Here is a 23707-nt window from a genome sequence, read left to right on the forward strand (position 1 = left end):
AAAAAGGGCCGTTTGAACAGGCGCAGCCTGCCCAAACGGCCTGAGAAGCGATTATTGGGGATTAAGGGTGTAGTTGGGGGCCTCTTTGGTGATATAGATATCGTGGGGATGGGACTCCCGCAGGCCGGCGGCGGTGATCTGCATAAACTGCGCCTTGCTCTGGAGATCGGCCACGGTGGGACAGCCGCAGTAGCCCATACCGGCCCGCAGGCCGCCCATAAGCTGATAGATGGTCTCGCTGGTCAGTCCCTTGTAAGGGACCCGGCCCTCTACGCCTTCGGGGACTAGCTTTTTGTTGTTTTCCTGGAAATACCGGTCCTTAGAGCCCTTGGCCATGGCGCCGAGGGAACCCATGCCCCGGTAGACCTTGAACTGGCGGCCCTGATAGACCTCGGTATCCCCTGGGGACTCCTCACAGCCGGCCAGCAGAGAACCCAGCATAACTACGTTGGCGCCGGCGGCAATGGCCTTGGCGATGTCGCCGGAATACTTCACGCCGCCGTCGGCGATGACGGGCACACCGTACTGGGCGGCCACGCAGGCGGCGTCATAGACGGCGGTGATCTGGGGCACGCCAATACCGGCCACCACCCGGGTGGTGCAGATAGAGCCGGGGCCGATGCCGATTTTCACGCAGTCCGCCCCCGCCTCGATGAGGGCGCGGGTGCCCTCCGCAGTGGCCACGTTGCCGGCGATGAGCTGCACATCAGGATAAAGGGCCTTGATCCGCTTGACGCACTCGATGATATTATGGCTGTGCCCATGGGCGGAATCCAAAGCCAGCACGTCGGCGCCGGCCTCCACCAGGGCGGCCACCCGGTCCAGCACGTCGCTGGTAACGCCGATGGCGGCGCCCACCAGCAGACGGCCCTTCTCGTCCCGGGCGGAGTGGGGGTAGACCTCGGCCTTTTCGATGTCCTTGATGGTGATCAGGCCCTTGAGATTGTCCTTATCGTCCACCAGGGGGAGCTTTTCAATCTTGTGGCGGCGGAGGATCTCCTTGGCCTCCTCCAAGGTGATGCCCTCCCGGGCAGTGACCAGGTTTTCCTTGGTCATCACGTTGTCGATAAGCTGATTCATGTCAGTTTCGAACTTCATGTCCCGGTTGGTGATGATGCCGATGAGCTTTCCATTGTCGCAGATAGGCACGCCGGAGATGCGGTACTTGGCCATGAGCTCGTCCGCCTCGGCCAAAGTGTGGCCGGGGGCCAGCCAGAAGGGGTTGGTGATGACGCCGTTTTCCGAGCGCTTCACCATGTCCACCTGCTCGGCCTGGGCGCCGATGGACATATTTTTGTGGATGATGCCGATGCCGCCCTCCCGGGCGATGGCAATGGCCATACGGTACTCGGTGACGGTGTCCATGGCGGCGCTCATCAAGGGGATGTTCAGCTTGATTTTTCTGGTAAGCTGGGTGGACAGGTCGATGTCCGCGGGGAGAATGTCGCTCTCCGCCGGGACGAGGAGTACGTCGTCAAAAGTGAGTCCCTGCTTGGTAAACTTCTCTCTGGCGTCCGTGTTGACCATAAATGCATCTCCTTTATTACTCTAAAATTTTTCCTATTCTACTCTCTTAGCATGCGCTTGTCAAGGGCGGATTTACCGCGGGCGGACCGTCACCTCTACCTGGTCTCCCTGGGACTTGTTCAGCTGTTCCCGAATGGCCTTCAGCATTCCGATGATATAGCAGATACTGCCGTCGGGATTTTTTACGCCCATATTTACAATGCTTCCATCATACGGGATCCCGTCAAAGGTCACGTGAACTTTGACCCTGCCCGTTCCAAATTCCTTTCGGATGTCATAGGGGAATTCCACATAGGCGCCGCCTTTTTGCCCGGCGGCGTGGATCTCAGCGCTGAACTGATACAGAGACTGTGCCATGTTCTTATCTTCTCCACAGATTTTATAATCAAATGGGGTGTGCTCACAGGTGCAAGGATTTCCCGGGACATTCCTCCACACAACGCAGGCACAGAATGCACTCGGTGCCGTTGCGGCGGCTGCGGCGGTTGTCAGGCACGTCCACATCCATGGGGCACACCTGCCTGCACTTGCCGCAGGAGCGGCAGCGCTGGGGATCGTTTTTGATCCGCAGCAGGGAGAAATAGCTGGCCGGCTTTAAAAATACCGTAACGGGGCAGATATATTTACAGAAGGCCCGGTTGTCCTTCAGGGCAAAGGCCAGCGCAATCCCCACGGCGTAGTACAGCAGGTTGCCGGCGAGAAAGCTGCAAAACAGCACGTCCTCCAGGTTGGGGACGCCCAGGACAAAGAGGGCGCCTACAAAGAGCAGGGAGGTGAGAAAGACCAGATAGCGGATCCACTGGAACTTCCTGCGGGGGCGCTGGGGGGTCTTGTAGGGGAGCAGGTCCAAAACCATGGCGGTCCAGCAGGCGTAGCCGCACCATCCCCGTCCGAAGAAAAAGGGGCCGAGGATTTTCGCCGCCAGATAGTGGATGACAGCCGCCTCAAACACGCCCAAAAACAGGTAGTACCAAAATCCCTCTATCTGCATATTTTCCCGGCACAGTACGCCGAGATAGACCAGCATGTACAGGCCGGCAGCAAACTGCACCAGATTGCGGGCGCAGGATATGTTCTTCTGGTAAAACAGAAGGCCAAAAGAGAGGCAGGCGCCGATATAGGAGAAGTTGAGCAGGTAAAACAGGTTGTCCAGCGCCAGCCACAAAATGACGGCGGCGGTCTCAAAAAGCAGCCAGAGGGCCAGAGGAAAGTCACGCTTCCTGTTCTTGTTCATCCCGATGCCCCATAGTTTTTAGTATTCCGGCAGCTCTGACAGAGTAAGGGCGGCGTCAAACCGGCTTTTTCCGTCGTGTCCGGTACCGTGGGCGTACCAGACGCCCCCGGCTTCTCCGGTATAGACCTGAAGCATCTCCCCCGGGCGGCACTCGGCCAGAAAGCCCACCTGGAGAGAGGAGACGAACTTCCCCTGCCCCAAGGCCTCCAGATGGAGGGCGTCGCAGGCGAAATCGGCGTATTTGCTGTTGTTTACATGGCGGTTTACATCAGCGTCGCTGTAGTGGAGCAGCCGCTCCTCCGCCAGGGACAGATCCGCCGGGAGGCGGACCCGGGTGAGGGTTTTGTCCTTGCACAGGGCTCCGCCGCCGGTGGCCTGAAATTCCGGCAGCCTGGAGAGATTGAGCAGCTTGTGGGTGTCTTGGCCGGCCAGCACCCAGGTAGAGATGGCCTCCCCCACGGGGGCGCCGTCCACAAAGAGGTCAAAGTCACGGTACATGGACGCCCCCTTTCCGCCCCGGTGCCAGGTGCGGATGGCCACCGTATTGTCCCAGAAAAGAGGCCGGTCCAGACGGTACCAGATCCGCGCCAGCATCCAGAAAGCGTTATGCCGCGCCAGCATTTCCTCCCGGGAGACATGCAGGGCCACCGCCGCCTCGGTGGCGGCCTCCTGAAGCAGGCCCAGCATGGCGGAGGGACGGCACTGATTAAAAGGGTCCGTATCCCGGGAGTTTACGGTGTATTGGTATTCAAAGAACATGAACGCTCTGACCTCCCGATCACAGGGGTTTGCCCCGAATTTGCAGGGACTGTTTGCAGCAGAGATCTGCCAAATCGCTCTGGGTGGCGGCGGGAATGCGCAGGGCGCTGCCGCACTGGGGGCAGATCAGATCCACGGAGCTGTAATTGACGCTGAGCTTCCACTCCTTGCAGCCGCAGGCGCAGGAGACGCCGCCCCGCTGGGCGATGTCCCGCAGCTCAGACAAAACCTCGTGCATCACCAGCTCGTCCAGAAAGGTCCCCGCCTGCGCGGCTTGGGCGTCCAGCTTGTCCACCGCCTCCTCCAGCCGGCGGACGGCGGCGTAAACCGCGTCTGCCTCTCCCACATAGCAGCAGTCCAGGCCGGACGCGCCGCAGGAAAAGGCCAGGGCCCGCCGGTGGAGAAAGTCCTGACTGGGACAGGCGGCGGTGTGCGCCCTGCCGCAGAAGACGCAGGGCACCTCCAGCCGCACCTGTCCGCCGGTGAGCGCAATGCGCAGGGCGGAGTGCCCGCAGGGACAGGGCAGCTCATTGGAAGCGGCAGCGAGTTGAAAGACGGTGCGCTCCAAAATCACACTCTGGCGGCAGTGGGGGCAGAAATAAGCGATGGTACGTGTTTCTTCCGCCATATCAAAAACCTCATTTCCATGCGAAAGCAGATGACGTGTATGTTTTCCTATTATACTCTGATTTCCCCAGGTTGAACAGGGCGGGATAAGACAAAATTCACCTGGGGCGGGGGAAAAGTTTTGCCAAATCCGCAAAGGGGAGGACGCGCAGGGAAAACCGGCGATCCCCTTGCCAAGCCGGGACAAACCTTTTATAATAAATGCAATTCGGGACATGTGGAGGTTAGAGAACATTGGACATGAAATGGTTTGACGAGATGGAGGCCCGCATCCCAAAGGGGGAGGTGCGCACCCGGTTCGCCCCTTCGCCCACAGGGTATATGCACGTGGGCAACCTGCGCACGGCGCTGTATACCTGGCTCATCGCCCGGCACAGCGGGGGAAAGTTTTTGCTGCGCATTGAGGACACGGACCAGGGCCGTCTGGTGGAGGACGCGGTGGATGTCATCTACAAGACCCTGCGCAGGTGCGGCCTGGACTGGGACGAGGGTCCCGACGTGGGCGGACCGGTGGGGCCCTATATCCAGACTGAGCGCCGGGATTTTTATGGAAAATATGCCCAGCTGCTGATAGAAAAAGGCTACGCCTACCGCTGCTTCTGCGATAAAGAGCGGTTGGAGTCCCTCCACGGGGCGGATGGGCTGGGCGGCTACGACGGCCGCTGCCGCAATCTCTCCCAGGCGGAGATCGATGAAAAGCTGGCCCAGGGCGTGCCCTGCGTGATCCGCCAAAAGATCCCGGCGGAGGGGAGCACTACCTTTGTGGACGGGGTATTTGGGGAGATCACCGTGGAGAACAGCACCCTGGATGACCAGGTGCTGATCAAATCCGACGGGCTGCCCACCTATAACTTTGCCAACGTCATCGACGACCATCTGATGGGCATCACCCATGTGGTGCGCGGCAGCGAGTACCTGTCCTCCACCCCCAAGTACAACCTGCTCTACCAGGCCTTCGGCTGGGAGCTGCCGGCCTATCTCCACTGCTCTCCCGTCATGCGGGACGCCCATAACAAGATGTCCAAGCGGAAAGGGGACCCCTCTTACGAGGATCTTCTGGCCATGGGCTTTTTGTCTGAGGCGGTGGTGAACTATGTCACCCTGCTGGGCTGGTCCCCCCGGGGGGCGTACAGCGAGCGGGAGTTCTTCACCCTGCCGGATCTGGCGGAGATCTTCGAGACTGGCGGTATCTCCAAATCCCCCGCCATCTTCGACCTGGAGAAGCTGAAGTACTTTAACGCCAGCTATCTCCGCGCCCTGCCGGCGGAGGAGTTCTATCAGGGGGCCCTGCCCTATCTGAAAGAGGCGGTGAAGAATCCGGAGATTGATCTGTCCCTGGTGGCGCCTCTGGTTCAGCCCCGGTGCGAGACCTGGCTGGACATCGCCCCCCAGGTGGACTTCCTGGACGCCCTGCCCTCCTACGGCAACGAGCTTTACTGCCATAAGAAGATGAAGACCAACGAGGGCAACTCGCTGGAGGCCCTGGAGCTGGTTCTGCCTGTGCTGGAGGGCATGGACCGCTGGGAGTACGGCGCCCTCCACGACGGCCTGCTGGATCTGGCCGCCAAGCACGGGCTGAAAAACGGCCGCATCCTCTGGCCGGTGCGTACCGCTCTGTCCGGCAAGGCGGTGACCCCCGGCGGCGCGGTGGAGCTGTGCCACATTTTGGGCAAGGAGGAGGCCCTGCGCCGGATTCAGGCGGGGATAGAGCAGCTGAGACAGGCGAAACAGGGATAAAAAAGAGCGCTGGGGGGATTTATGTGAAGAACTTCAGGAATTATACGCCGGAAAAGTATAAGAGCGCCGGTTTTCAAGCGATCGAAGCGGGCGTTTATAAGACCAAGTCGCCTTATGATGACAAGGAAATTTACGTCACCTCTCTCTCTTTTGAGATGGAGCCGGAGTGCTTTGGGGAAGAGGACGCCTCCCCCAGAAATCTGACCCAGATCCCCATTGAGGGCATTTTGGACGAGTTTTCCGTCTACGTCACCGACTTTTACGACGCTTTGAACGAGGCCAGCGAGGTGATTTGCTACCAGGAATTCGGCTCCTCTCATCTGTCCGATATCCAACGGCTGAGAACCCTGATTGGAAAGCGGTTTTACGCTGAACTGTGTGAGGAAGACGAAGACGAGGAGTATACCATGGTAATGGAATAAAAAGCGGCGCCAGGAGCATTTTCAAATAAAACCCAGGCAAAGCGGCCAGCAGCCATTTTGCCTGGGTTTTTGGATAGGTTCAGACAGACGCTAGAGAAGACGCAGGATTTCCCGCTTGAGCCGGGAGATAATACGCTTTTCCAGGCGGGAGATGTAGGACTGGGAGATGCCGAGCCGGTCGGCCACCTCCTTTTGGGTCTGCTCCCGCCGGCCGTTGAGGCCGAAGCGCAGGGTAATAATCTCCTGCTCCCGGGGCTCCAGCTTCTGGATGGCCTGAAAGAGCAGCTGGCGATCCACGTCGTCCTCGATGGGCTTCATTACCAGATCGGTGTCGGTGCCCAGGATGTCGGACAGAAGGAGCTCGTTGCCGTCCCAGTCGGTGTTGAGGGGTTCGTCAAAGGAGACCTCGCCCTTCTGGTTGGCGATTTTGCGCAGGTGCATTAAAATCTCATTCTCAATACACCGGGAGGCGTAGGTGGCCAGCTTGATGTTCTTGGCGGGCTTGTAGGTGGACACCGCTTTGATCAGGCCGATGGTGCCGATGGAGATGAGATCCTCCAGCCCCACGCCGGTGTTCTCGAAGCGGCGGGCGATGTAGACCACCAGACGGAGGTTGTGCTCAATAAGATGCCCCTTGGCGTCCTCGTCCCCCTGGTTGAGCAGCTGGATGAGCCGCCCCTCCTCCTCCCGGGAGAGGGGGGCGGGGAGGGTGTCGCTGCCGCCGATGTACATAATCTTGCCTGGCAGGCACAGGCCCAGCCGGGCCATCAGGCGCTGAAGGGCGGCGTAGAGCCGCAGGCGGGATACGTGCATGAAAAAGCTCCTTCCTCCGGTTAACCGCCGGATTTTACCGATTTTTGAGCGCATGGACGATTACGCGCCGATGAGCGCGCTGTATCCCCCGCCGTCAGAGACTGGCGTGGGGGAGAGGGCCACCAGAATGTCCCCGTAGGACTCCTGTCCGACCTGGACGCCGTCGCTGTGCATGGCCAGGAGGAAGCCGCAGTCTACCCCTACCGCCCGGTAGGGGAGCAGCCGGAAGCGGGTGGACAGGGGGCTGAGCGCCTCCAGCGCGGCCACCGGGTCTCTCAGGTCCACCCGGGCGGCGGGCAGAAGGGCGCGCAGCTTCTCCCCCTCCGCCACCAGCACCGGCCGGCCGGTCACCGGGTCGGCCAGAGTGTTTCCCGTGTCCACCAGGGCGGTGAGCCGTACGGTGCGCCCCTGAAAGGAGACGGCGGCGGTGCGCAGCTCCCGAAAGCCGTGCCGGGCGGAGCGGCGGAAGACCAGCGTAAGCAGGGCGTAGCACCCGGCCGCGGACAGAAGGATGAGCCGCAGGTCCATTGCCGAGTAGAAGATGCCGTTTTTCAGCGCCAGTCCCCGCCCGCCCAGGAGGGTAATGGCGAAAATTCCGCCGCCGAAGGCCGCCGATACGCCCAAAAAAACCAGAGTAACCCGGAGAAGGTGGGAGCTGCGGTGGTAGGCGCACAGCAGCATCAGCACCCCGGCCCCCAGCTTGCACAGGGGGTGGAGGAGAAACTCCATGCCCGGGAGGAAGACGGCGGCGGCGTAGAGGGCGCCCAGCGCCGCCCCCAGACCCAGCCACCCCCGGCGCAGCGGCTCCCCCGCCAGCTTGCCCGCCGCCAGCAGCAGCAGATAGTTGACCGCCAGATTGAGCAGAAACAGGGCATCCAGATAGACGACGGTCACGGCGTTCCCTCCTTTCACCCTATCCGCAAGGGCCTCCTGGCCTGCCTGCGTCCCCGTGAGGGTAAGGCTATTATAAGCCAGTCCGGCCACAAAAAAGGTCAGAACAGGGCAAGGCGGATTTTGTCAAATCAACCTCGCGTTCCACAGCGCAAAACACCGGCGTCCCGTTGAACGGGACGCCGGTGTTTTTATGGAAAACGGATAAATTAGAACTTGCAGCGGACGAGACAGGTGAGGGTCTGGCCGTCCACCGTGCAGGTGAGGGTAACGGCTTTGCCGTTGCTGTTGGCCACGGCAGTGACCACGCCGTCGCTGCTCACCGTAGCGATAGAGGTGTCGTCAATGCTCCAGGTGGGAGTGGAGGAGGTGCCGTTTACCCGCATCGTTACGGTCTGGCCCTGCTTCTCCATGGTGAAGTCAGTCTTGTTCAGGGAGAGGCTGCCGCTGGGGGCGGCGGTAGAGGGCGCGGTGGGAGTGACCGTGGCCCCGGCAGGGGCGTCAAAGTTGCATCGGACGATACAGGTTTGGGTAATATTGGTTCCCTTCAGGGTGGCGGTGATGGTGGCCCGGCTGACGCCGTTGGAGCGGCCCAAGGCGGTGATCCGTCCGTTGTCATCCACGCTGACAACTTCGGGGTTGCTGCTGGTCCACTCCAGATAGCCTACGCTCCCCGCGGGGGAGAAGGTTGCATTGATGGAGTGGGACTCCTGATAATTGGAGACGGTGAAGTCTGATTTATCCAGGGAGAAGCTGGCGGCGGTCTGGTCGGCGGGAACCCCGGGGGAGGGCTGGGCGCTGGGAGCCACAGAGGGCGTGGGCTGAGCCGTGGGGGTGGGCGCGGGGGTGGCGGAGGGCGGCGTGATGGGCTTGCCCTTGTCCACCATAGGCTTGATAATGGAGATGACGATGCACACCGCCGCCACAATCAGGGCCAGAGAGATCACCGTGCTGATGATCCGGACGGGAGAGGGGGTGGAGTAACCGCCGCCCCGGGTATTGCGCCGGGGCGGACGGCTGCCCCGGGCGGACGGCTGCTCCGGAGGACGGCCGTTGCAGAAGGGGCAGCGTTTATAGGTAGCGGCGTAATCCTCGCCGCAGATGTCGCAGTGTATGGTTTTGTTCCTGGAGCCGGTGGGCGTCCGAGCCATAAAAATCCCTCCGATAAGACAAAGTTTAGCTTTATTCTACCTAAAAATAAGACGACCGTCAACCGGTGGGGAGAAATTGTAAGCGAAATTTAAGCTGTTAACAGAAAAGGGACGGGCCGGAGTGTTTGACAACCACCACAAAAGCACTATAATATAGAATAAGACAGCGGCATCGTTTCCCCGCCGCTACCGTCACGACAGCGAGGAGGTTACTGATATGAAGCTGGAACTGACGAACAAGCAATTCCGCCGTCTGCTGGACATGGCCTATATCGGAAACTGGGTTCTGAACTCCACCCGGGGGGAGGACCGGTTTCAGGACTATGATGAGGTAGAAAGCCTGCTGTTCCGCCAAGCCCGGGAAGAGGGCATGGGCGTGCTGGCGGAGGATTGGAAGGACGAGGTGGTCCCCTCCCGGGCGTTTGTGGAGGGCGGCATCCATGAGGCCATCATCGAATATGAAAACAGCATTTTCTTCGACATCCTGGCCGAGGATCTGGCCCGCCGGGATATGGACGACGTGCCCATCGACGAGAGCAACTATGAGGAGCTCAACCGCCGGATTGACGCCTATATTGCGGAGTTTGACCAGCACGGCACCGACAATATCCTGGTAGACAGCGACACCCTGCCGTAACAACAGAAAATCCCCCGCCACGGCTTCGTCTGAACGCTGCGGCGGGGGATTTTTTGCGCTTTAGTGCGGTATGCGCTCCCGGCGGCGGGCGATCATGGCCCGGAAAGCGCCAGGGTCGCGGTTGATCACCAGCTCCGGGGGGAAGCCCAGCTCGCGCAGCAGGGCGTGGGCGTAGGCGTGGCCGCCTACGGCGGAGGTGAAGTGGGCGTCGCTGCCCACGGTGACGCATACCCCCTCCCGCCTGCACAGGCGGAGCATTTCGGCGCAGTGGACGTGGGCGTCCAGCCGGAAGCTGCGGGGAGCCAGAGAGCTGTTGTTGACCTCCAGCAGGACCCCATGCTCCCCGGCGGCCCGGACCACGGCGGGATAGTCCAGGGGATAGCGGCCGTCGTCCGGGTGGCCAATAATAGCCACATAGGGGTTTTCCATGGCCCTAAGGACGGCGTTGGTATACCCGTCCGCGTCCCCATTGGGGGGGATGCACTTGGGATGGAGGCTGGCAATGGCCAGGTCCAGCTCCTTGAGGGCGGGCCCGTCCAGGTCCAGGGCGCCGCCGGTGTCCATCAGGTTGAGCTCCGCCCCCAGCATGACGTCAATGCCGAAGAGGGTGCGGTCGATAACCCGCAGGTTCATAAAATAGTCCCGGCAGGTGGTGTGGGCCATGCCGGGGGCGTGGTCGGTGACGCACAGCAGCTCCAGCCCGCGGTCCGCGGCGGCTTTGGCCATCTCCAGCACCGTGGAGTAGGCGTGGCCGCTGGCGACGGTGTGGGAGTGGCTGTCCAAACGAAATTTCATAGGCAATTCCTCGTTTCCAGGGATTTTCCCCCCATTATATCCCCGAAAGAGGCAAAAAGCAAGATGCCAAAAGGGTAAGCGCCGGTGTGCGGCCCACCCTTTTGCCCTAATTGAATTTGTGTTCAGAAGCGCGGAGGCTCAGAGTGCCGGTGGGGATAGTCCCATAGGGGCAGTCCATGCAGATGATGAAATCCTTGTTGTCTGCGTTCTCCGCCACCGGGGTCGCGCCCCACTGGCCGGATTTGATGGTGTTGGTGCTGCGGAGGACCTTCTCGCCGTTCACGACTTCGTAGATCCGCAAGCGGATATCGTATTTTCCCGTATTGTGCAGGGCGGCGCGGTAGAAGGAACGGCTGCCGGTGAAAAGCGGAAGCTCGAAGTCAGCAGGCACATCGCGGTTGTAGTAGATATACTTGCTGGCTTCTGCGTCCGCCGTGGGGAAGGTCTGGATGCTGATGGTGCCTATGGGGTCGTTCCCCCAGATACAGTTCATGGAAACGTGAAAGCGCTTGTTGGCGGCGCCGGCCTTGATTCCGGTGCCGCCGGATTTACCGGCGTCTACTGTTGTGGAATACCACAGTTTAGATTCCCCGGTTTCCAATTCTTCATAGATAGTTAACTGGATGTCATACTTTCCGGTGTTGTTCACTGTGACCTGGAAAAAAGGAGAATTACCTATGGAAAATTCATAGCGTTCGCCCCGAACAATGGACTCGTTATTATAGATATGCTCCCCGATTGCGGGGATGTTTACCATGAGGGCGGCAGGCTGGGCGGGCGCGGAGGACGCGAAGGAGGGAACGGCTGCGGCGGAGAGGACGCAGGCGGCACAGAGGACGCCGCCCAGAACCTTTTTGTACCTGTTCATAACAATACTCCTTTCGAGATGGCCAACCGCTCCCTTTACAGGAAGTCTATGTCGGCTATACGGACATTTAAAAAACCCTCCGGCTCATAGGTTTCATCATCGCAGGAAAAGCGGATTACGAAGCTTTTTCCGGCGGCGTTTTCCTCCACACCGGTGCCGCCCCACTTTCCAGCGGGGATTTTGTAGTCGTTGTACAGGATCTCCATCCCGTCCTTCACCTCGTAGAGGGACATGGTGATCTCCTGGTCGCCGGTGTTGTGCAGGGCCACACGGAAGAAGGCGTAGCCGTCCCGCATATGGAAGGGATAGGTTCCCACCTCATGGTCCTCGATTATGGAGCCGGGGTGAAGGCTGTAGTCCTTGTAGACCCTGGCGCTGTCGGCGGAGGCGGGGATTGCCATGGAACAGAGCAGGCCGGCAGCGCACAGGACGCCGGCGGCTTTTCGATAGACTTTCATCTGAATCACCTTTCTTTTTTAATTTCGTGCAGTTACAGTTATTAGCATACGACATTTGTATCTGGAATTAGACCTCTATTTTATGTGAATAATTTTATAGGTTTATCCTATGGTTGACTAGGCTCCATTCTCTCCCGAGAATGGAGCCTAGCAGGGATGAGGGATGGATTAGAACATATTTCTAGGAGGTGCTGCTTAATTGTTGATCTTTTCAAAGCTGGTGCCCAGCTTGTAGTACAGATAGCCGTTCAACTCCACACTGCCGTCAGCGGAATGGACAGTGAGAAGGTAGTCCCCGCTCTCCAAAGGGACCTCTGCGTAGAAGGACTGGGCGGTATGGGCCGGGACCTTCTGGGAGCAGTAGGCCTCTTTCTCGCGGGTGGCGATGATGAAATAGAGATCCTCTTCCCCGTCATTGGCAATGGCTACCTTCCAGTAGTTATAGGTATCGCCAATGGGGAACTCTATCAGCTTCTGGTTTCCGCCTGCCAGCGTTACCTGTGTGCTGGGCGTTACGCCTGTGAATTCCGCAGGTGCAGGAGACGGGTGCGCTGCCGGAGCCGCTGTACCCTCAGATGCCAGCGTGCCGCCGCCAAGACAGGCCAATACCCCCAGCGTCAGGAGCCCTGCGGTCATTCCGCTTCTGCTGAAATACATGGTTTCCTCCTTTCAGATTGTGATTTGCACATCGTAGCGCTGCGATTCACCGGGGAGTGCTCTGCTGTGATGTACAGTCTATATTATAGTACATTAAAATTATTTGTCAACATAAAAATAAATAAAAATTCGATAATATTATTCGAGCAACATCTTGCAAAGAGGAAATCTATCTGCTATAATAAAAATGATCCAGAAGGAATGGAATACGTATTTCAAAAATAGGAAGCAGGAGAGTTCATGTCGACAGAAGAACCAAAAACCAGAGGAAAAAAGAAAACCAGCACCTCTCCCGAGGGACTGGAAGAAAATTTGAAGAAGGGCAGCTCTGAGCTACTGATCCTTTTTCTGCTGCGGGAGCAGGAGATGTATATCAACGAGATGGCGGAGCGGCTGTCCCAGCGCAGCGGCGGGCGGCTGAATATCAGCTTTCCCTACGCCATCATTTACCGTCTGCTGGACGCGCACTATATTGAACTGGGGGCAAAGACCGCCGCCCCGGACGGCCGCCGCCGCCAGTACTACCGCGTTACCGAAGCGGGGTGCGCCTATCTGGAGGAGCTTTTGGCAGTTCTGGATCGCTTTATGGGGGGTGTATACCAGATCATTAATGGCAGCGACAATGAGAAAGAGGAGGAAAAAGATGGGAGCAATGATTGCGCAGAGAGCTGAGTACCTCCGTGAAGTCAAAAAAGAGCTGGCCTGCCCCTGGCGGGAGCGGCGCCGCCTGCTCCGGCGGGCGGAACAGGCGGTGGACGCCTTCCTGGAGGAAAACCCCGAAGCCGGCCAAGACGACTGGTACGCCGCCCTGGGCGCGCCGGAAGACATGGCGGGAGAGCTGCTTACAAGCTATGACACGGGGGAAATCAAGAGAATAAGGCAGAACAAGCTGCTTTCTCTGAAAGTTGCGGTGTTCAGTCTTGTGGTATTGGTGTTCGCCTTTGGAGGTTTGCTTTACTATTATTGGGCGCACGAGGGGTATGTGGAAGTGACAACGATCATTTATGAAACAGATACCATTCCGACACCACCCCCGCCCGAAGCAACAACAAGAGTAACTTATCACTATTTGGAGGATTAAAGAAAGATGAAACGAATTCGTGCCTTTGTTACAGCGTTTCTGGTTCTTTCGCTTTGTGTCTGCACTGTTTCCGCGCAGGAAAATCCCTCTGTACAGTCCACTGAGGTCATCTGGTATGAGGATGGCAGTTGTCTTGAGATCACAACAATCGTTGACACACAGGCCCGCGCTTCCGCCAAATCCGCAAAGAAAATCTTTGATTATAAGGTTGGTGGAAAGGTTGCCATCTCTTATACGCTGCAAGGATGGTTTGAGTACGACTCTTCTACCAGCAAAGCGGTTGACACAGATGCGTCGATTGACATTTACCAGCCCGGCTGGAGCCTGACCAGCAACCGTGAAACCTGCTCCGGCAGTACGGTGCGGGGGACGGCCACCTTCTCGGGGCCCAGCGGATCCAAGACCCTCAGCGGCTCCATCACCTGCGACAAGAACGGGAATATTTCCTGATCAGAAACAGAACATACAGCGGCCCGCCGTGATGCGCCACGGCGGGCCGCTTTTATGCCTGCGCCGCGCCGGGAAAAGCCGCTTGCAAATGGGCCCGTTTTTTCTTATAATTTGATTGGAAGACAGCCGGAATTCCAGGCGCTGCCGCCCAGGGCGGCCCGGAACCATAGAAACGGAGGGGACGCGTTTGCCGTACACACCGCAGGAGCAGCGCATTTTAGACGCGGCGCTCAATGTAATGGCCAGATATTCTATCAGCGGAACAAGAATGCACCTGATTGCTGAGGAGGCAGGCATGGCCTCCTCCAACCTGCATTATCACTTCAAAACCAAGCACGACCTGCTCCTGGCGCTGCTGGCCGAGATGCAGGATCGGTTTGACGGGGAGCGCAGCGACGTGATGATGCGCAGCAGCCGCACCCTGCGGGAGCGGCTCCAGGTCTTTTTCGAGCAGAAGAAGACCTTTATTCTGGAGCAGCCCCGGTACGACAAAATCCAGTTTGACTTCTGGGTGCTGGGGCAGTCGGACGAGACGGTAAAGGAGTCCTTCGGCCGCTCCTTTGACCACTGGCGGGACCATCTGATCCAGAGTATGACGGAATTTTATCCCCAGATGGACCCGGAGTACGCCAAGGAACTCTCCTTTCTGCTGGTCTCCTTGATGATGGGGGCGTCCATGCAGTACCTGAACGGGGACGGGGTGGACCTGGACGCCTATTTCTCCATCTGCCTGGACATGGTCATGGGGGAGATTGAGCGGACCTGCGGCCCCTGCCTGGCGGAGGAATAGATGAAAAAAAGAGGCGGACCGTAAACACGGTCCGCCTCAGGCTGTCAAAAAAGTATTTTCGACAGCCTAAGCAATCAGCGCAGGACGGCGCCCAGCTCCCGCTCCAGCAGGGCGAGGATGCTGTTTACATCGTCGTCGGCCTCCGCGGCGGTGAGGCTGCGGTCATCGGCCCGGAGGGTGAGGTTGAAGGCCACCGACTTCTTCCCCGCGCCGATCCCCTGGCCCCGGTAGATGTCGAAGAGGGCCACCTCTTTCAGCAGGCCCTTGGCCCCCCGGCGGATGCACTCCTCCAGCTGGCCCACCTGGACAGCCTCGCCGCATACCACGGCAATGTCCCGCTGGACGCTGGGGAACCGGGGCAGGGGGGCGTACACCGGGTCGGGCCCCTTGGCGGCGAGGAGGGCGTCAAAGTCCAGCTCGGCGCAGTACAGCTCCCCGTCCACGCCGTAGTTTTGGGCCACCAGGGGGTGGATCTGGCCCATGACGCCCAGGCAGCGGGCCCCGCTCCACACGGCGGCGCAGCGGCCGGGATGGTAGGAGGGGTTGTCAGAGCAGGTGCGGAAGGACAGTGCGGGGGCGCGCAGGCCGGTGAGAAGGGCCTCCACCGTCCCCTTGAGGGCATAGAAATCCATGTCCGGGCCGTAGGCGCCCAGCGAGAGCACCTTGGCCTCGTTGGCAAGGCCGTCCCTGCCGCCGGGGAAGTAGATTCGGCCAATCTCATAGAGCATGGCGGTCTTGTTGCGGTAGTTGTAATTGCGGGTGAGGATTTCCAGCATGGAGGGCAGGGTGGTGGTGCGCATGATGGAGGTGTCCTCCCCCAAGGGGTTGAGAATCTGGAGGGAATTGCGCCGACGGTCCTGCGCCGGCATGGCGATCTTGTCATAGGCGGAGGGGGAGAGAAAGGAGTAGGTGATGATCTCGCTGCAGCCGCAGGCGCGGCAGAGGGCGCCCAGCTTCTGCTCCAGCTTTTCCTGCTCCGAGTACCCGCCCAGGGTGGTCTCGCCCCGCATCAGGGTGGTGGGAATGTTGTTGTAGCCGTAGAACCGGGCTACCTCCTCCGCCAGATCGGCCATCTCCTTCACGTCGCCCCGCCAGGAGGGGACGGTGACGGTGCGGTCCCGGTGGATCTGGAAGCCCAGCTTTTGCAGGATGGTCCACATCTCGTTTTCCGAGACATCGGTGCCCAGCAGGGCGTTGATCTTCTCCGGCTCCAGCTTGAGGGCGGTGGGCTGGGGGACGTGGTTGAGAATGTCGATGACGCCGTCCACCACCTGGCCGGCGCCCAGCAGCTCCACCAGCTCGCAGGCCCGCTCCACGGCGGGGAGGGTGTTCATGGGATCCAGGCCCTTTTCAAACTTGGCCGACGCCTCGGTGCGCATCCCCAGGGCCAGGGCGCCCTTGCGGATGCAGGTGCCGTCAAAGCAGGCGGACTCAAAGACCACGTCGGCGGTGTCCGCCACAATCTCGCTGTTCTCGCCGCCCATAATGCCGGCCAGGCCCACCGCCCGGGTTTCGTCGGCGATGACCAGGTGGCTGGCGGTGAGGGTGTGCGCCTTGCCGTCCAGGGTGGTGAGCCTTTCTCCCTCCTCCGCCCGGCGGACGATGATTTTGCCGCCCTTTACATAGCGGTAGTCAAAGGCGTGCATGGGCTGGCCGTACTCCAGCATCACGTAGTTGGTGATGTCCACAATGTTGTTAATGGGGCGTACTCCCATGGCCCGCAGCCGCTCCCGCATCCACTTGGGGGAGGGGGCGATCTTCACGTTGCGCACCATCCGGGCGGTGTACCGGGGCACCAGATCGGCGGCGGGGGTCTCCACGTCCAGCAGCTCCGGCAGTACGCCGGGCCCGCCCCCCTTGACCGCGGGGGTGTGCAGGCGCAGGGGCCTGTCAAAGGTGGCGGACACCTCCCGGGCCAGACCGATCACGCTGAGGCAGTCGGGCCGGTTGGGGGTGATCTCAAACTCCACCACATGGTCGTCCTGGCCGGTGACGGTTTTGATGTCGTCCCCGGGCTTGCAGTCCTCCTGAAGGACGAAGATGCCGTCGGGAATGCAGTGGGGGAACTCCCGCTGCTCGGCGTGGAGGCCGGCCAGGGTGCAGATAGCGCGGGTTTGAGCATGGACGGCGACGAGATCGCCGGCGTGGATGTTCTGACAAGGCGTGACCACAGTCTCGCTGCCGCCTTTTCCGTCGCTGAGCACACAGCTCCACAAGCTGCCCCCCGCGTTTTCCACGGCTTGGACGCTCAAAACCTGAATGGGACCGCTGTCGCCGTCGGGAGTGGTGCCAGGTGTCTGGGGGTGGTAGTCATTCAAAAGGGCGGCGGCGGTAATCACTCCGTAGGGGAAGTCCCGCTCGTCCAGGCCCAGCTCTTTCAGGGAACACAGCATCCCGTTGGACAGCACCCCCCGCAGCTTGCCCTTCTCAATCCTCTTGCCCCCGGGGAGGGTGGATTTGTGCAGGGCCACAGGGACCAGGTCGCCTACGTGGATGTTCCACGCCCCGGTGACGATCTGGACGGGCTCCTCCTTGCCTACATCCACCTGGCACACCCACATATGGTCCGAGTCTGGGTGGCGCCCCATGGACAGGATGCGGCCTACCACCACGTTGTTGATCTCCTCCCCCATGTCGTGGGTCAGCTCCACCTTGGAGCCGGACAGGGTCATGGCCTCGGCGAAGTCTCTGTCGCCGGCGTCAATCTCAACAAATTCGCTGAGCCATTTTCTGGATAGATTCATATTGAAAACTCCTCTGAACTGTGATGTTTAATCAGAACTGCTCCAAAAAGCGCATATCGTTCTCGAAAATCAGCCGCAGGTCGGCGATTTTGAACCGGCGCATGGCGGTGCGCTCCAGGCCCATGCCGAAGGCCCAGCCGGACCAGATCTCCGGGTCGATGCCCGCCATGCGCAGCACGTTGGGGTGGATCATCCCCGCGCCCAGCAGCTCGATCCAGCCCTCCCCCTTGCAGGTGGGGCAGCCGGCGCCGCCGCACTTGTGGCACTGCACGTCCATCTCGCAGGAGGGCTCGGTAAAGGGGAAGTGGTGGGGGCGGAAGCGGGTGACAGTGCCCTTGCCGAACAGCTGCTCCGCCAGCAGATTTAAGGTGCCCTTCAGATCAGCCATAGTGACGTTTTTGTCAATAACCATGCCCTCCACCTGGTGGAACATGGGGGAGTGGGTGGCGTCCACCTCGTCCTTGCGGTACACCCGGCCGGGGGCGATGATGCGGATGGGCAGGGGCATGACCTCCATGGAGCGCACCTGCATGGGGCTGGTCTGGGAGCGGAGCATCACCCGGCTGTCCGTGTCAAAATAGAAGGTGTCCGACCAGTCCCGGGAGGGGTGCCCCTCCTCCGCGTTGAGCTTGTCAAAGTTGTACTCGGCCAGCTCCACCTCGGGGCCGTCCACCACCTGAAAACCCATGCTGACAAAGATGTCCTTGATCTCGTCCAGGGCGATATACATGGGGTGGCGGTGGCCCAGCACCGCCGGTCGGCCGGGGATGGTCACGTCCACCGCCTCGCTGGTGAGGCGGGCGGTCAGGGCCTGGGCCTCCAGGTCCCGCTGCCGCCGCTCCAGGGCGGAGGCCAGGGCCTCCCGCACCTGATTGGCCAGCTGGCCCATGACAGGCCGCTCCTCGGGAGAGAGCCTGCCCATCTGCTTGAGCAGGGCGGTGAGCTCCCCCTTCTTGCCCAGATACTTCACCCGAAGGGCGTCCAGCGCCTGGGCGTCCCCGGCGGCGGAAAAGGCGGCCAGGGCGTCGGTACGAATGTGCTCCAACAACTGCTTCATGTCTGTGCGTCTCCTTATTGTCAGTTAAAAGAAATACAAGCTCTGAATGGAATACGGACCTGTTTTAACAGCAAAAAAGCCCCCGTCCCATCCGAACAACAGACTGGGACGAAAGGCTTGCCCTTCCGCGGTACCACCCGCATTCCCACGCCGGGGCGCGGGCACTCTTAACGCCGGTAACGGGGCGTGACTCCGTCCCTGTCTCCAGGGCAGCTCCAGGGCGAACTAAGCGGCGGGTCTTCCGCGTCCGCTTTCAGCCGGCGGCGGACGCTCTCTGTAGGAACCGGGGCCGCTATTTTCCCCTTCCTCGCGTGTAAGCCTATTTATAGCATATCAAAACCGAAAATGCAAGGGTGAAACGAGCAAACCCGAGAAAAGATTGCCGCCGGCAGGGCGGGGCGGGCGAGCGTGAGAGCGGGAGGGCCGGCGCAATGAATACAAGTCGAATAATATTCACTAAAAAATGAATATTATTCATAAAGGTGTGAAAATAGACAAGATTGAAAAGAAGAAAAACGCATATTTATGCGAATATAGCCCTTGCATTTTTTACAGGAGCGTGATACACTAGCAGCAACATTGAAACAGACGGAGGTTTTCCATATGGCTGGCAAGAAAGAGATTAAAAAGGTAGTGCTCGCCTATTCCGGCGGGCTGGATACATCCATCATCATCCCCTGGCTGAAGGAGAACTACAACAACCCGGAGATCATCGCGGTTTCCGCCGACGTGGGCCAGGGGGACGAGCTGGACGGCCTGGAGGAAAAGGCCATCAAGACCGGGGCCTCCAAGCTGTATATTGAGGATCTGACCGACGAGATGGTGGACGACGTGATTATCCCCTCCATGATGATGGGGGCCAAGTACGAGGGCTACCTGCTGGGCACCGCCTTCGCCCGGCCCATCATCGCCAAGCGGCTGGTGGAGATCGCCAAGAAGGAGGAGGCGGACGCCATCTGCCACGGCTGCACCGGCAAGGGAAACGACCAGGTCCGCTTCGAGCTGGCCATCAAGCGCTTTGCCCCCGAGATGACCATTATCGCCCCCTGGCGGGAGTGGGACATCAAGGGCCGGGACGAGGAGATCGACTATGCCGAGGCCCACAACGTCCCCCTGAAAATCTCCCGGGAGACCAACTACTCCAAGGATAAGAACCTGTGGCATCTGAGCCACGAGGGCCTGGACCTGGAGGATCCGGCCAACGAGCCCCAGTACGACAAGCCCGGCTTTCTGGAGATGGGCGTCTCCCCCTTCCAGGCTCCGGACGCCCCCGCCTATGTGACCATCGACTTTGTAAAGGGCGTGCCTGTGGCCTTGGACGGGGAGAAAATGAAGGGCTCTGATATCATCCGCAAGCTGAATAAGCTGGGCGGGGACAACGGCATCGGCCTGCTGGACATTGTGGAAAACCGGCTGGTGGGCATGAAGGACCGGGGCGTGTATGAGACCCCCGGCGGCACCATCCTCTACCGGGCCCACGAGGTGCTGGAGATGCTCACCGTGGACAAGGACACCATGCACATGAAGAGCAAGCTGGCGGTGGACTTCGCCGACCTGGTGTACAACGGCAAGTGGTTCACCCCCCTGCGGGAGGCCCTCCAGGCCTTCGCGGTGCAGACCCAAGCGCATGTCACCGGAACGGTGAAGCTCAAGCTGTACAAGGGCAACATCATTACCGCCAGCGTCACCTCTCCGGACAGCCTGTACTCCGAGCAGCTGGTCACCTTTGAGGAGAGCGACTATAACCAGGACGACGCCACCGGCTTCATCAACCTGTGGGGCCTGCCTGACACGGTTCAGGCTCTGAGGGAGCAGGGAAAGCTGAAATAACCGGTATTATCTGACAGTGCAGCGGAGGACGGGCCCGGCGGGGCGGTTCCGCGTCCCCCGCTGCCCCTGTCATTTTTCCATTTTTCACATCAATACAGCGAGGTGCTTTTGCTATGAAACTATGGGCAGGCCGGTTCCAGAAGGAGACCGACACACTGGTCAACGATTTCAACTCCTCCATCTCGTTTGACGCCCGGCTCTATCGGGAGGATATCACAGGCTCCATGGCCCACGCGGCCATGCTGGGAAAGACCGGGATTATCGAGGCCCACGAGGCGGAGAAGATCATTGGCGGTTTAAAGGCCATTCTGGCGGATATCGAGGCAGGCAATGTGGAGTTCTCCATGGAAAACGAGGACATCCATATGAACATTGAGACCATGCTCACCCAGCGCATCGGCCAGACCGGCAAGCGCCTGCACACCGGCCGCAGCCGGAACGACCAGGTGGCGGTGGACTTCCGCCTCTTTGTGAAGAAGGAGATCCCTGTCATCACCGGCATGGTGAAGGACCTGGAGCGGGTGCTGGTGCGCAAGGCAGAGGCTAATCTGGACACAGTGATGCCCGGCTATACCCACCTTCAGCGGGCCCAGCCCACCACCTTTGCCCACTATATGATGGCCTACGCCAACATGCTCAAGCGGGATATCACCCGGCTGGAGGACTGTCTGGAGCGCATGGACGAGTGCCCCCTGGGGGCGGGGGCCCTGGCCACGTCCACCTATCCGGTGGACCGGTTCCAGACCGCCGCCGCCCTGGGCTTCCAAAAGCCCACCGACAACTCCATGGACTCGGTGTCCGACCGGGATTTTGCTATTGAGTTTTTGTGCGCCTGCTCTATTTTGATGATGCACCTGTCCCGGTTTTCCGAGGAGATCATCCTGTGGTGCTCCTGGGAGTTCAAGTATGTGGAGCTGGACGACGCCTATTCCACCGGCTCCTCCATCATGCCCCAGAAGAAAAACCCCGACGTGGCCGAGCTGGTCCGGGGCAAGACCGGCCGGGTGTACGGCTCTTTGATTACGCTGCTGACGGTGATGAAGGGCCTGCCCCTGGCTTATAATAAGGATATGCAGGAGGACAAGGAGCCGGTCTTTGACGCCATTGATACGGTGGAGCTGTGCATCCCCGTCTTTACCGCCATGCTGGACACCCTTACGGTGAAGAGCAAGAATATGCGCGCGGCGGCCTCCGGCGGCTTCATCAACGCCACCGACTGCGCAGACTATCTGGTGAAGAAGGGAATGCCCTTCCGGGAGGCGTACATGATCGTGGGCAAGCTGGTCAACTTCTGCATCAAGACCGGCGAAACCCTGGACACGCTGCCCCTGAAGGACTTTAAGGCGGTCTCCCCCGTCTTTGACGAGGATGTGTACCAGGCGTTGGAGCTGAACACCTGCGTCAACGGCCGGCAGGTCTATGGCGGCCCCGGCTGTGAGAGCGTCCTGCGGCAGATTGACAACATCAAACAGTTCCTGGCCCAGCGGGAGACAGAGTGACAGAGAAAGGAGCACCCATGAAACACACAGACAGGGCGATTGCCATCCTTGGGGCGGCGCTGGCGCTGGCTCTGACGGGCTGTACCAAAACGGGAGCAGTCCCTGACGGGACCAGCGCCCCAACGCCTTCCCCCACAGCGGCGGAACCTGCGCCTGCGCCCGCGCCTACCCCGGAACCAACCCTCTCCGCGGAACCGGAGGCGGATCTCTTCCCCCGGAACTTCAGCTTTGCCAGCGGCGCGGGGGGCTGGTCCACCGAGCTGGACGTGGCGGCGGACGGGTCCTTCACCGGCCAGTACCACGACTCGGACATGGGGACCCAGAGTGTGTACTACTGCAACTTCCACGGGACTTTCAGCCAGCCGGTGAAGGTGAACGACTACACCTACTCCATGCGCCTGGAGACCATCCAGCAGGAGGGCGCGGAGGGGGACGAGACCCTCGATGAGGACGGTACGCACTGGATTGTCTCCTACCCCTACGGCCTGGATGATGCGGACAAGATTTTCATTTACCTGCCCGGAGCCCAGCGGCAGGATCTGCCGGAGGGCTTTGTCAACTGGACCCGGGCCTTTGACCCCTGGGACACGGAGGACGAGCTGTCCAGAGAGGGGACGGACAAACTGCTCTGTTATGGACTATATAACGCGGCCGGAGACCAGGGATTTGTAGAGACCGGCTGGACGAGGTGACAAGAGATGGGAAAACCAAAGATCTATATTGACGGCAAAGAGGGAACTACCGGCCTGCAGATCTACGACCGTCTGGCGGAGCGGGAAGACATTGATTTACTGCTCATTGACGAGGACAAGCGCAAGGATAGGTTGGAGCGGAAAAAACTGCTCAACGCCGCCGACCTGGTCTTCCTCTGCCTGCCGGACGCCGCGGCCAAAGAGGCGGCGGCCCTCATTGAAAACCAGCATACCCGGGTGATTGACGCCTCCACCGCCCACCGGACCAGCCCGGACTGGGTGTACGGCTTCCCGGAGCTCCATGGCCGGCGGGAACAGATTAAGTCTGCCCGGCGGGTGGCCAATCCCGGCTGTCACGCCACAGGCTTTATCAGCATTGCCGCCCCGCTGGTGGAACTGGGCCTGCTGCCGGCGGACGGGCTGTTGACCTGCTTCTCCCTCACCGGCTATTCCGGCGGCGGGAAGAAGATGATTGCCCAGTATGAGGGAGAAGACCGCCCCTGCGCCCTGTCCAGCCCCGCGCTGTATGGGGTGCTGCAAAACCACAAGCACCTGCCGGAGATGCAGAAGGTGTGCGCCCTGGCGTACCCGCCGGTGTTTACCCCCATTGTGGACGACTACTACAAGGGGATGGCCGCCACAGTTCCCCTGCGCATGAGCCAGCTGCGGGGGGTGTCCACCCTCCATGAGGTGTGGCAGGCCCTGTCCGGCTATTACGGCGGGGAAGGGGTGGTCCAGGTGGAGGGCGACCCCACCGATCCGGACAGCGGCATGGACTCCGGCTTCAAGATCTACGCCAACATGCTGCGGGGCAAGGATACCCTTTCCCTCATCGTGGCCGGGAACGACCAGCAGTTCACCGTCACCGCCCTCTTTGACAACCTGGGCAAGGGGGCCAGCGGCGCGGCGGTGCAGAACATGAATTTGATGCTGGGCTTCGGGGAGACCGCCGGCCTGAATCTATAAGCGCCCAGAAGATGAAAAAGGA

25 protein-coding genes are annotated in these 23707 nt (G+C 60.2%); 11 read left to right on the plus strand and 14 right to left on the minus strand.

The features are described 5' to 3' along the window. Positions 1-51 precede the first annotated feature (51 nt). The 5 genes from guaB to D1159_RS05320 all read right to left on the minus strand — a co-directional run bounded on the left by guaB (position 52) and on the right by D1159_RS05320 (position 4148). Positions 52-1527 (minus strand): IMP dehydrogenase, encoded by a 1476-nt coding sequence (guaB, locus tag D1159_RS05300; protein ID WP_161844642.1) that lies wholly within the window; start codon positions 1525-1527, stop codon positions 52-54. Between the two features lie 72 nt (positions 1528-1599). After that, positions 1600-1884, minus strand: coding sequence for a DUF1905 domain-containing protein (locus tag D1159_RS05305; protein ID WP_161844643.1), 285 nt, complete (start codon positions 1882-1884; stop codon positions 1600-1602). A 43-nt stretch (positions 1885-1927) separates the two neighbouring features. After that, complete coding sequence (locus tag D1159_RS05310; protein ID WP_161844644.1) at positions 1928-2761, minus strand: 4Fe-4S binding protein; 834 nt, start codon at positions 2759-2761, stop codon at positions 1928-1930. An 18-nt stretch (positions 2762-2779) separates the two neighbouring features. After that, positions 2780-3520, minus strand: a complete 741-nt coding sequence (locus D1159_RS05315) for an acyl-ACP thioesterase domain-containing protein (RefSeq protein WP_161844645.1) — start codon at positions 3518-3520, stop codon at positions 2780-2782. 19 nt (positions 3521-3539) lie between these two features. Beyond that, positions 3540-4148, minus strand: a complete 609-nt coding sequence (locus D1159_RS05320; protein WP_161844646.1) for a hypothetical protein — start codon at positions 4146-4148, stop codon at positions 3540-3542. A 239-nt stretch (positions 4149-4387) separates the two neighbouring features. Between D1159_RS05320 and gltX the strand changes: the two genes are divergently transcribed. Beyond that, complete coding sequence (gltX, locus tag D1159_RS05325; RefSeq protein ID WP_202620949.1) at positions 4388-5884, plus strand: glutamate--tRNA ligase; 1497 nt, start codon at positions 4388-4390, stop codon at positions 5882-5884. 23 nt (positions 5885-5907) lie between these two features. Then, positions 5908-6306, plus strand: coding sequence for a hypothetical protein (locus tag D1159_RS05330; protein ID WP_202620938.1), 399 nt, complete (start codon positions 5908-5910; stop codon positions 6304-6306). Positions 6307-6396: 90 nt separating this feature from the next. Here D1159_RS05330 and sigE read toward each other — a convergent pair whose 3' ends face one another. The 3 genes from sigE to D1159_RS05345 form a co-directional block, all read right to left on the minus strand. Next, positions 6397-7119, minus strand: a complete 723-nt coding sequence (sigE, locus tag D1159_RS05335) for an RNA polymerase sporulation sigma factor SigE (RefSeq protein ID WP_161844647.1) — start codon at positions 7117-7119, stop codon at positions 6397-6399. 60 nt (positions 7120-7179) lie between these two features. Beyond that, on the minus strand, positions 7180-8013 hold the full coding sequence (locus tag D1159_RS05340; RefSeq protein ID WP_161844648.1) for a sigma-E processing peptidase SpoIIGA: 834 nt from the start codon (positions 8011-8013) through the stop codon (positions 7180-7182). A 206-nt stretch (positions 8014-8219) separates the two neighbouring features. Next, positions 8220-9161 (minus strand): Ig-like domain-containing protein, encoded by a 942-nt coding sequence (locus tag D1159_RS05345; protein WP_161844649.1) that lies wholly within the window; start codon positions 9159-9161, stop codon positions 8220-8222. Positions 9162-9378: 217 nt separating this feature from the next. Between D1159_RS05345 and D1159_RS05350 the strand changes: the two genes are divergently transcribed. Further along, positions 9379-9798: a hypothetical protein gene (locus tag D1159_RS05350; RefSeq protein ID WP_161844650.1), complete on the plus strand. Its 420-nt coding sequence runs from the start codon at positions 9379-9381 to the stop codon at positions 9796-9798. Between the two features lie 60 nt (positions 9799-9858). Here the strand turns inward: D1159_RS05350 and D1159_RS05355 are convergent, their stop codons facing one another. From D1159_RS05355 to D1159_RS05370, 4 genes are all read right to left on the minus strand, one after another. Further along, positions 9859-10593: a phosphatase gene (locus D1159_RS05355; protein ID WP_161844651.1), complete on the minus strand. Its 735-nt coding sequence runs from the start codon at positions 10591-10593 to the stop codon at positions 9859-9861. A 106-nt stretch (positions 10594-10699) separates the two neighbouring features. Further along, complete coding sequence (locus D1159_RS05360; RefSeq protein WP_161844652.1) at positions 10700-11461, minus strand: hypothetical protein; 762 nt, start codon at positions 11459-11461, stop codon at positions 10700-10702. Positions 11462-11496: 35 nt separating this feature from the next. Further along, complete coding sequence (locus D1159_RS05365) at positions 11497-11919, minus strand: hypothetical protein (RefSeq protein WP_161844653.1); 423 nt, start codon at positions 11917-11919, stop codon at positions 11497-11499. Positions 11920-12114: 195 nt separating this feature from the next. After that, positions 12115-12576, minus strand: coding sequence for a hypothetical protein (locus D1159_RS05370; protein WP_161844654.1), 462 nt, complete (start codon positions 12574-12576; stop codon positions 12115-12117). Positions 12577-12816: 240 nt separating this feature from the next. On the opposite strand from D1159_RS05370, the gene D1159_RS05375 reads away from it, so the two are divergent. The 4 genes from D1159_RS05375 to D1159_RS05390 all read left to right on the plus strand — a co-directional run bounded on the left by D1159_RS05375 (position 12817) and on the right by D1159_RS05390 (position 14897). Next, positions 12817-13248, plus strand: coding sequence for a PadR family transcriptional regulator (locus D1159_RS05375; RefSeq protein ID WP_161844655.1), 432 nt, complete (start codon positions 12817-12819; stop codon positions 13246-13248). Next, the gene (locus D1159_RS05380; RefSeq protein ID WP_161844656.1) at positions 13220-13657 is read left to right on the plus strand and encodes a DUF6120 family protein; all 438 of its coding nucleotides are present in this window, start codon (positions 13220-13222) and stop codon (positions 13655-13657) included. Before D1159_RS05375 ends, D1159_RS05380 begins: the two co-directional genes overlap by 29 nt. Before the next feature lie 6 nt (positions 13658-13663). Next, the gene (locus D1159_RS05385; RefSeq protein ID WP_161844657.1) at positions 13664-14107 is read left to right on the plus strand and encodes a hypothetical protein; all 444 of its coding nucleotides are present in this window, start codon (positions 13664-13666) and stop codon (positions 14105-14107) included. A 187-nt stretch (positions 14108-14294) separates the two neighbouring features. Beyond that, positions 14295-14897, plus strand: a complete 603-nt coding sequence (locus D1159_RS05390) for a TetR/AcrR family transcriptional regulator (RefSeq protein ID WP_161844658.1) — start codon at positions 14295-14297, stop codon at positions 14895-14897. Positions 14898-14971: 74 nt separating this feature from the next. On the opposite strand, the gene pheT is transcribed toward D1159_RS05390, so the two are convergent. Both pheT and pheS read right to left on the minus strand, forming a co-directional pair. Continuing rightward, positions 14972-17641, minus strand: coding sequence for a phenylalanine--tRNA ligase subunit beta (gene pheT / locus D1159_RS05395; protein WP_161844659.1), 2670 nt, complete (start codon positions 17639-17641; stop codon positions 14972-14974). Positions 17642-17672: 31 nt separating this feature from the next. After that, entirely contained in the window at positions 17673-18698 is a 1026-nt protein-coding gene (gene pheS, locus D1159_RS05400; RefSeq protein ID WP_161844660.1) for a phenylalanine--tRNA ligase subunit alpha, read from the minus strand. 603 nt (positions 18699-19301) lie between these two features. On the opposite strand from pheS, the gene D1159_RS05405 reads away from it, so the two are divergent. The 4 genes from D1159_RS05405 to argC all read left to right on the plus strand — a co-directional run bounded on the left by D1159_RS05405 (position 19302) and on the right by argC (position 23685). Beyond that, a complete protein-coding gene (locus D1159_RS05405; RefSeq protein WP_161844661.1) occupies positions 19302-20528 on the plus strand; it encodes an argininosuccinate synthase in 1227 nt (408 codons plus the stop codon). A 113-nt stretch (positions 20529-20641) separates the two neighbouring features. Continuing rightward, a complete protein-coding gene (gene argH, locus D1159_RS05410; RefSeq protein WP_161844662.1) occupies positions 20642-22027 on the plus strand; it encodes an argininosuccinate lyase in 1386 nt (461 codons plus the stop codon). A 17-nt stretch (positions 22028-22044) separates the two neighbouring features. Further along, positions 22045-22719, plus strand: coding sequence for a hypothetical protein (locus D1159_RS05415; protein ID WP_161844663.1), 675 nt, complete (start codon positions 22045-22047; stop codon positions 22717-22719). Between the two features lie 6 nt (positions 22720-22725). Beyond that, complete coding sequence (argC, locus tag D1159_RS05420) at positions 22726-23685, plus strand: N-acetyl-gamma-glutamyl-phosphate reductase (protein WP_161844664.1); 960 nt, start codon at positions 22726-22728, stop codon at positions 23683-23685. Positions 23686-23707: the final 22 nt, after the last annotated feature.

Source organism: Pseudoflavonifractor sp. 524-17 (genome assembly GCF_009935845.1).
Lineage (GTDB): Bacteria > Bacillota > Clostridia > Oscillospirales > Oscillospiraceae > Pseudoflavonifractor_A.

Bases quoted from the DNA above. Each gene is read 5' to 3' on its own strand.
- guaB (WP_161844642.1), bottom strand. From the start codon at position 1,527: ATGGTCAACACGGACGCCAGAGAGAAGTTTACCAAGCAGGGACTCACT.
- D1159_RS05305 (WP_161844643.1), bottom strand. From the start codon at position 1,884: ATGGCACAGTCTCTGTATCAGTTCAGCGCTGAGATCCACGCCGCCGGG.
- D1159_RS05310 (WP_161844644.1), bottom strand. From the start codon at position 2,761: ATGAACAAGAACAGGAAGCGTGACTTTCCTCTGGCCCTCTGGCTGCTT.
- D1159_RS05315 (WP_161844645.1), bottom strand. From the start codon at position 3,520: ATGTTCTTTGAATACCAATACACCGTAAACTCCCGGGATACGGACCCT.
- D1159_RS05320 (WP_161844646.1), bottom strand. From the start codon at position 4,148: ATGGCGGAAGAAACACGTACCATCGCTTATTTCTGCCCCCACTGCCGC.
- gltX (WP_202620949.1), top strand. From the start codon at position 4,388: ATGAAATGGTTTGACGAGATGGAGGCCCGCATCCCAAAGGGGGAGGTG.
- sigE (WP_161844647.1), bottom strand. From the start codon at position 7,119: ATGCACGTATCCCGCCTGCGGCTCTACGCCGCCCTTCAGCGCCTGATG.
- D1159_RS05345 (WP_161844649.1), bottom strand. From the start codon at position 9,161: ATGGCTCGGACGCCCACCGGCTCCAGGAACAAAACCATACACTGCGAC.
- D1159_RS05350 (WP_161844650.1), top strand. From the start codon at position 9,379: ATGAAGCTGGAACTGACGAACAAGCAATTCCGCCGTCTGCTGGACATG.
- D1159_RS05355 (WP_161844651.1), bottom strand. From the start codon at position 10,593: ATGAAATTTCGTTTGGACAGCCACTCCCACACCGTCGCCAGCGGCCAC.
- D1159_RS05360 (WP_161844652.1), bottom strand. From the start codon at position 11,461: ATGAACAGGTACAAAAAGGTTCTGGGCGGCGTCCTCTGTGCCGCCTGC.
- D1159_RS05365 (WP_161844653.1), bottom strand. From the start codon at position 11,919: ATGAAAGTCTATCGAAAAGCCGCCGGCGTCCTGTGCGCTGCCGGCCTG.
- D1159_RS05370 (WP_161844654.1), bottom strand. From the start codon at position 12,576: ATGTATTTCAGCAGAAGCGGAATGACCGCAGGGCTCCTGACGCTGGGG.
- D1159_RS05375 (WP_161844655.1), top strand. From the start codon at position 12,817: ATGTCGACAGAAGAACCAAAAACCAGAGGAAAAAAGAAAACCAGCACC.
- D1159_RS05380 (WP_161844656.1), top strand. From the start codon at position 13,220: ATGGGAGCAATGATTGCGCAGAGAGCTGAGTACCTCCGTGAAGTCAAA.
- D1159_RS05385 (WP_161844657.1), top strand. From the start codon at position 13,664: ATGAAACGAATTCGTGCCTTTGTTACAGCGTTTCTGGTTCTTTCGCTT.
- pheT (WP_161844659.1), bottom strand. From the start codon at position 17,641: ATGAATCTATCCAGAAAATGGCTCAGCGAATTTGTTGAGATTGACGCC.
- pheS (WP_161844660.1), bottom strand. From the start codon at position 18,698: ATGAAGCAGTTGTTGGAGCACATTCGTACCGACGCCCTGGCCGCCTTT.
- D1159_RS05405 (WP_161844661.1), top strand. From the start codon at position 19,302: ATGGCTGGCAAGAAAGAGATTAAAAAGGTAGTGCTCGCCTATTCCGGC.
- argH (WP_161844662.1), top strand. From the start codon at position 20,642: ATGAAACTATGGGCAGGCCGGTTCCAGAAGGAGACCGACACACTGGTC.
- D1159_RS05415 (WP_161844663.1), top strand. From the start codon at position 22,045: ATGAAACACACAGACAGGGCGATTGCCATCCTTGGGGCGGCGCTGGCG.
- argC (WP_161844664.1), top strand. From the start codon at position 22,726: ATGGGAAAACCAAAGATCTATATTGACGGCAAAGAGGGAACTACCGGC.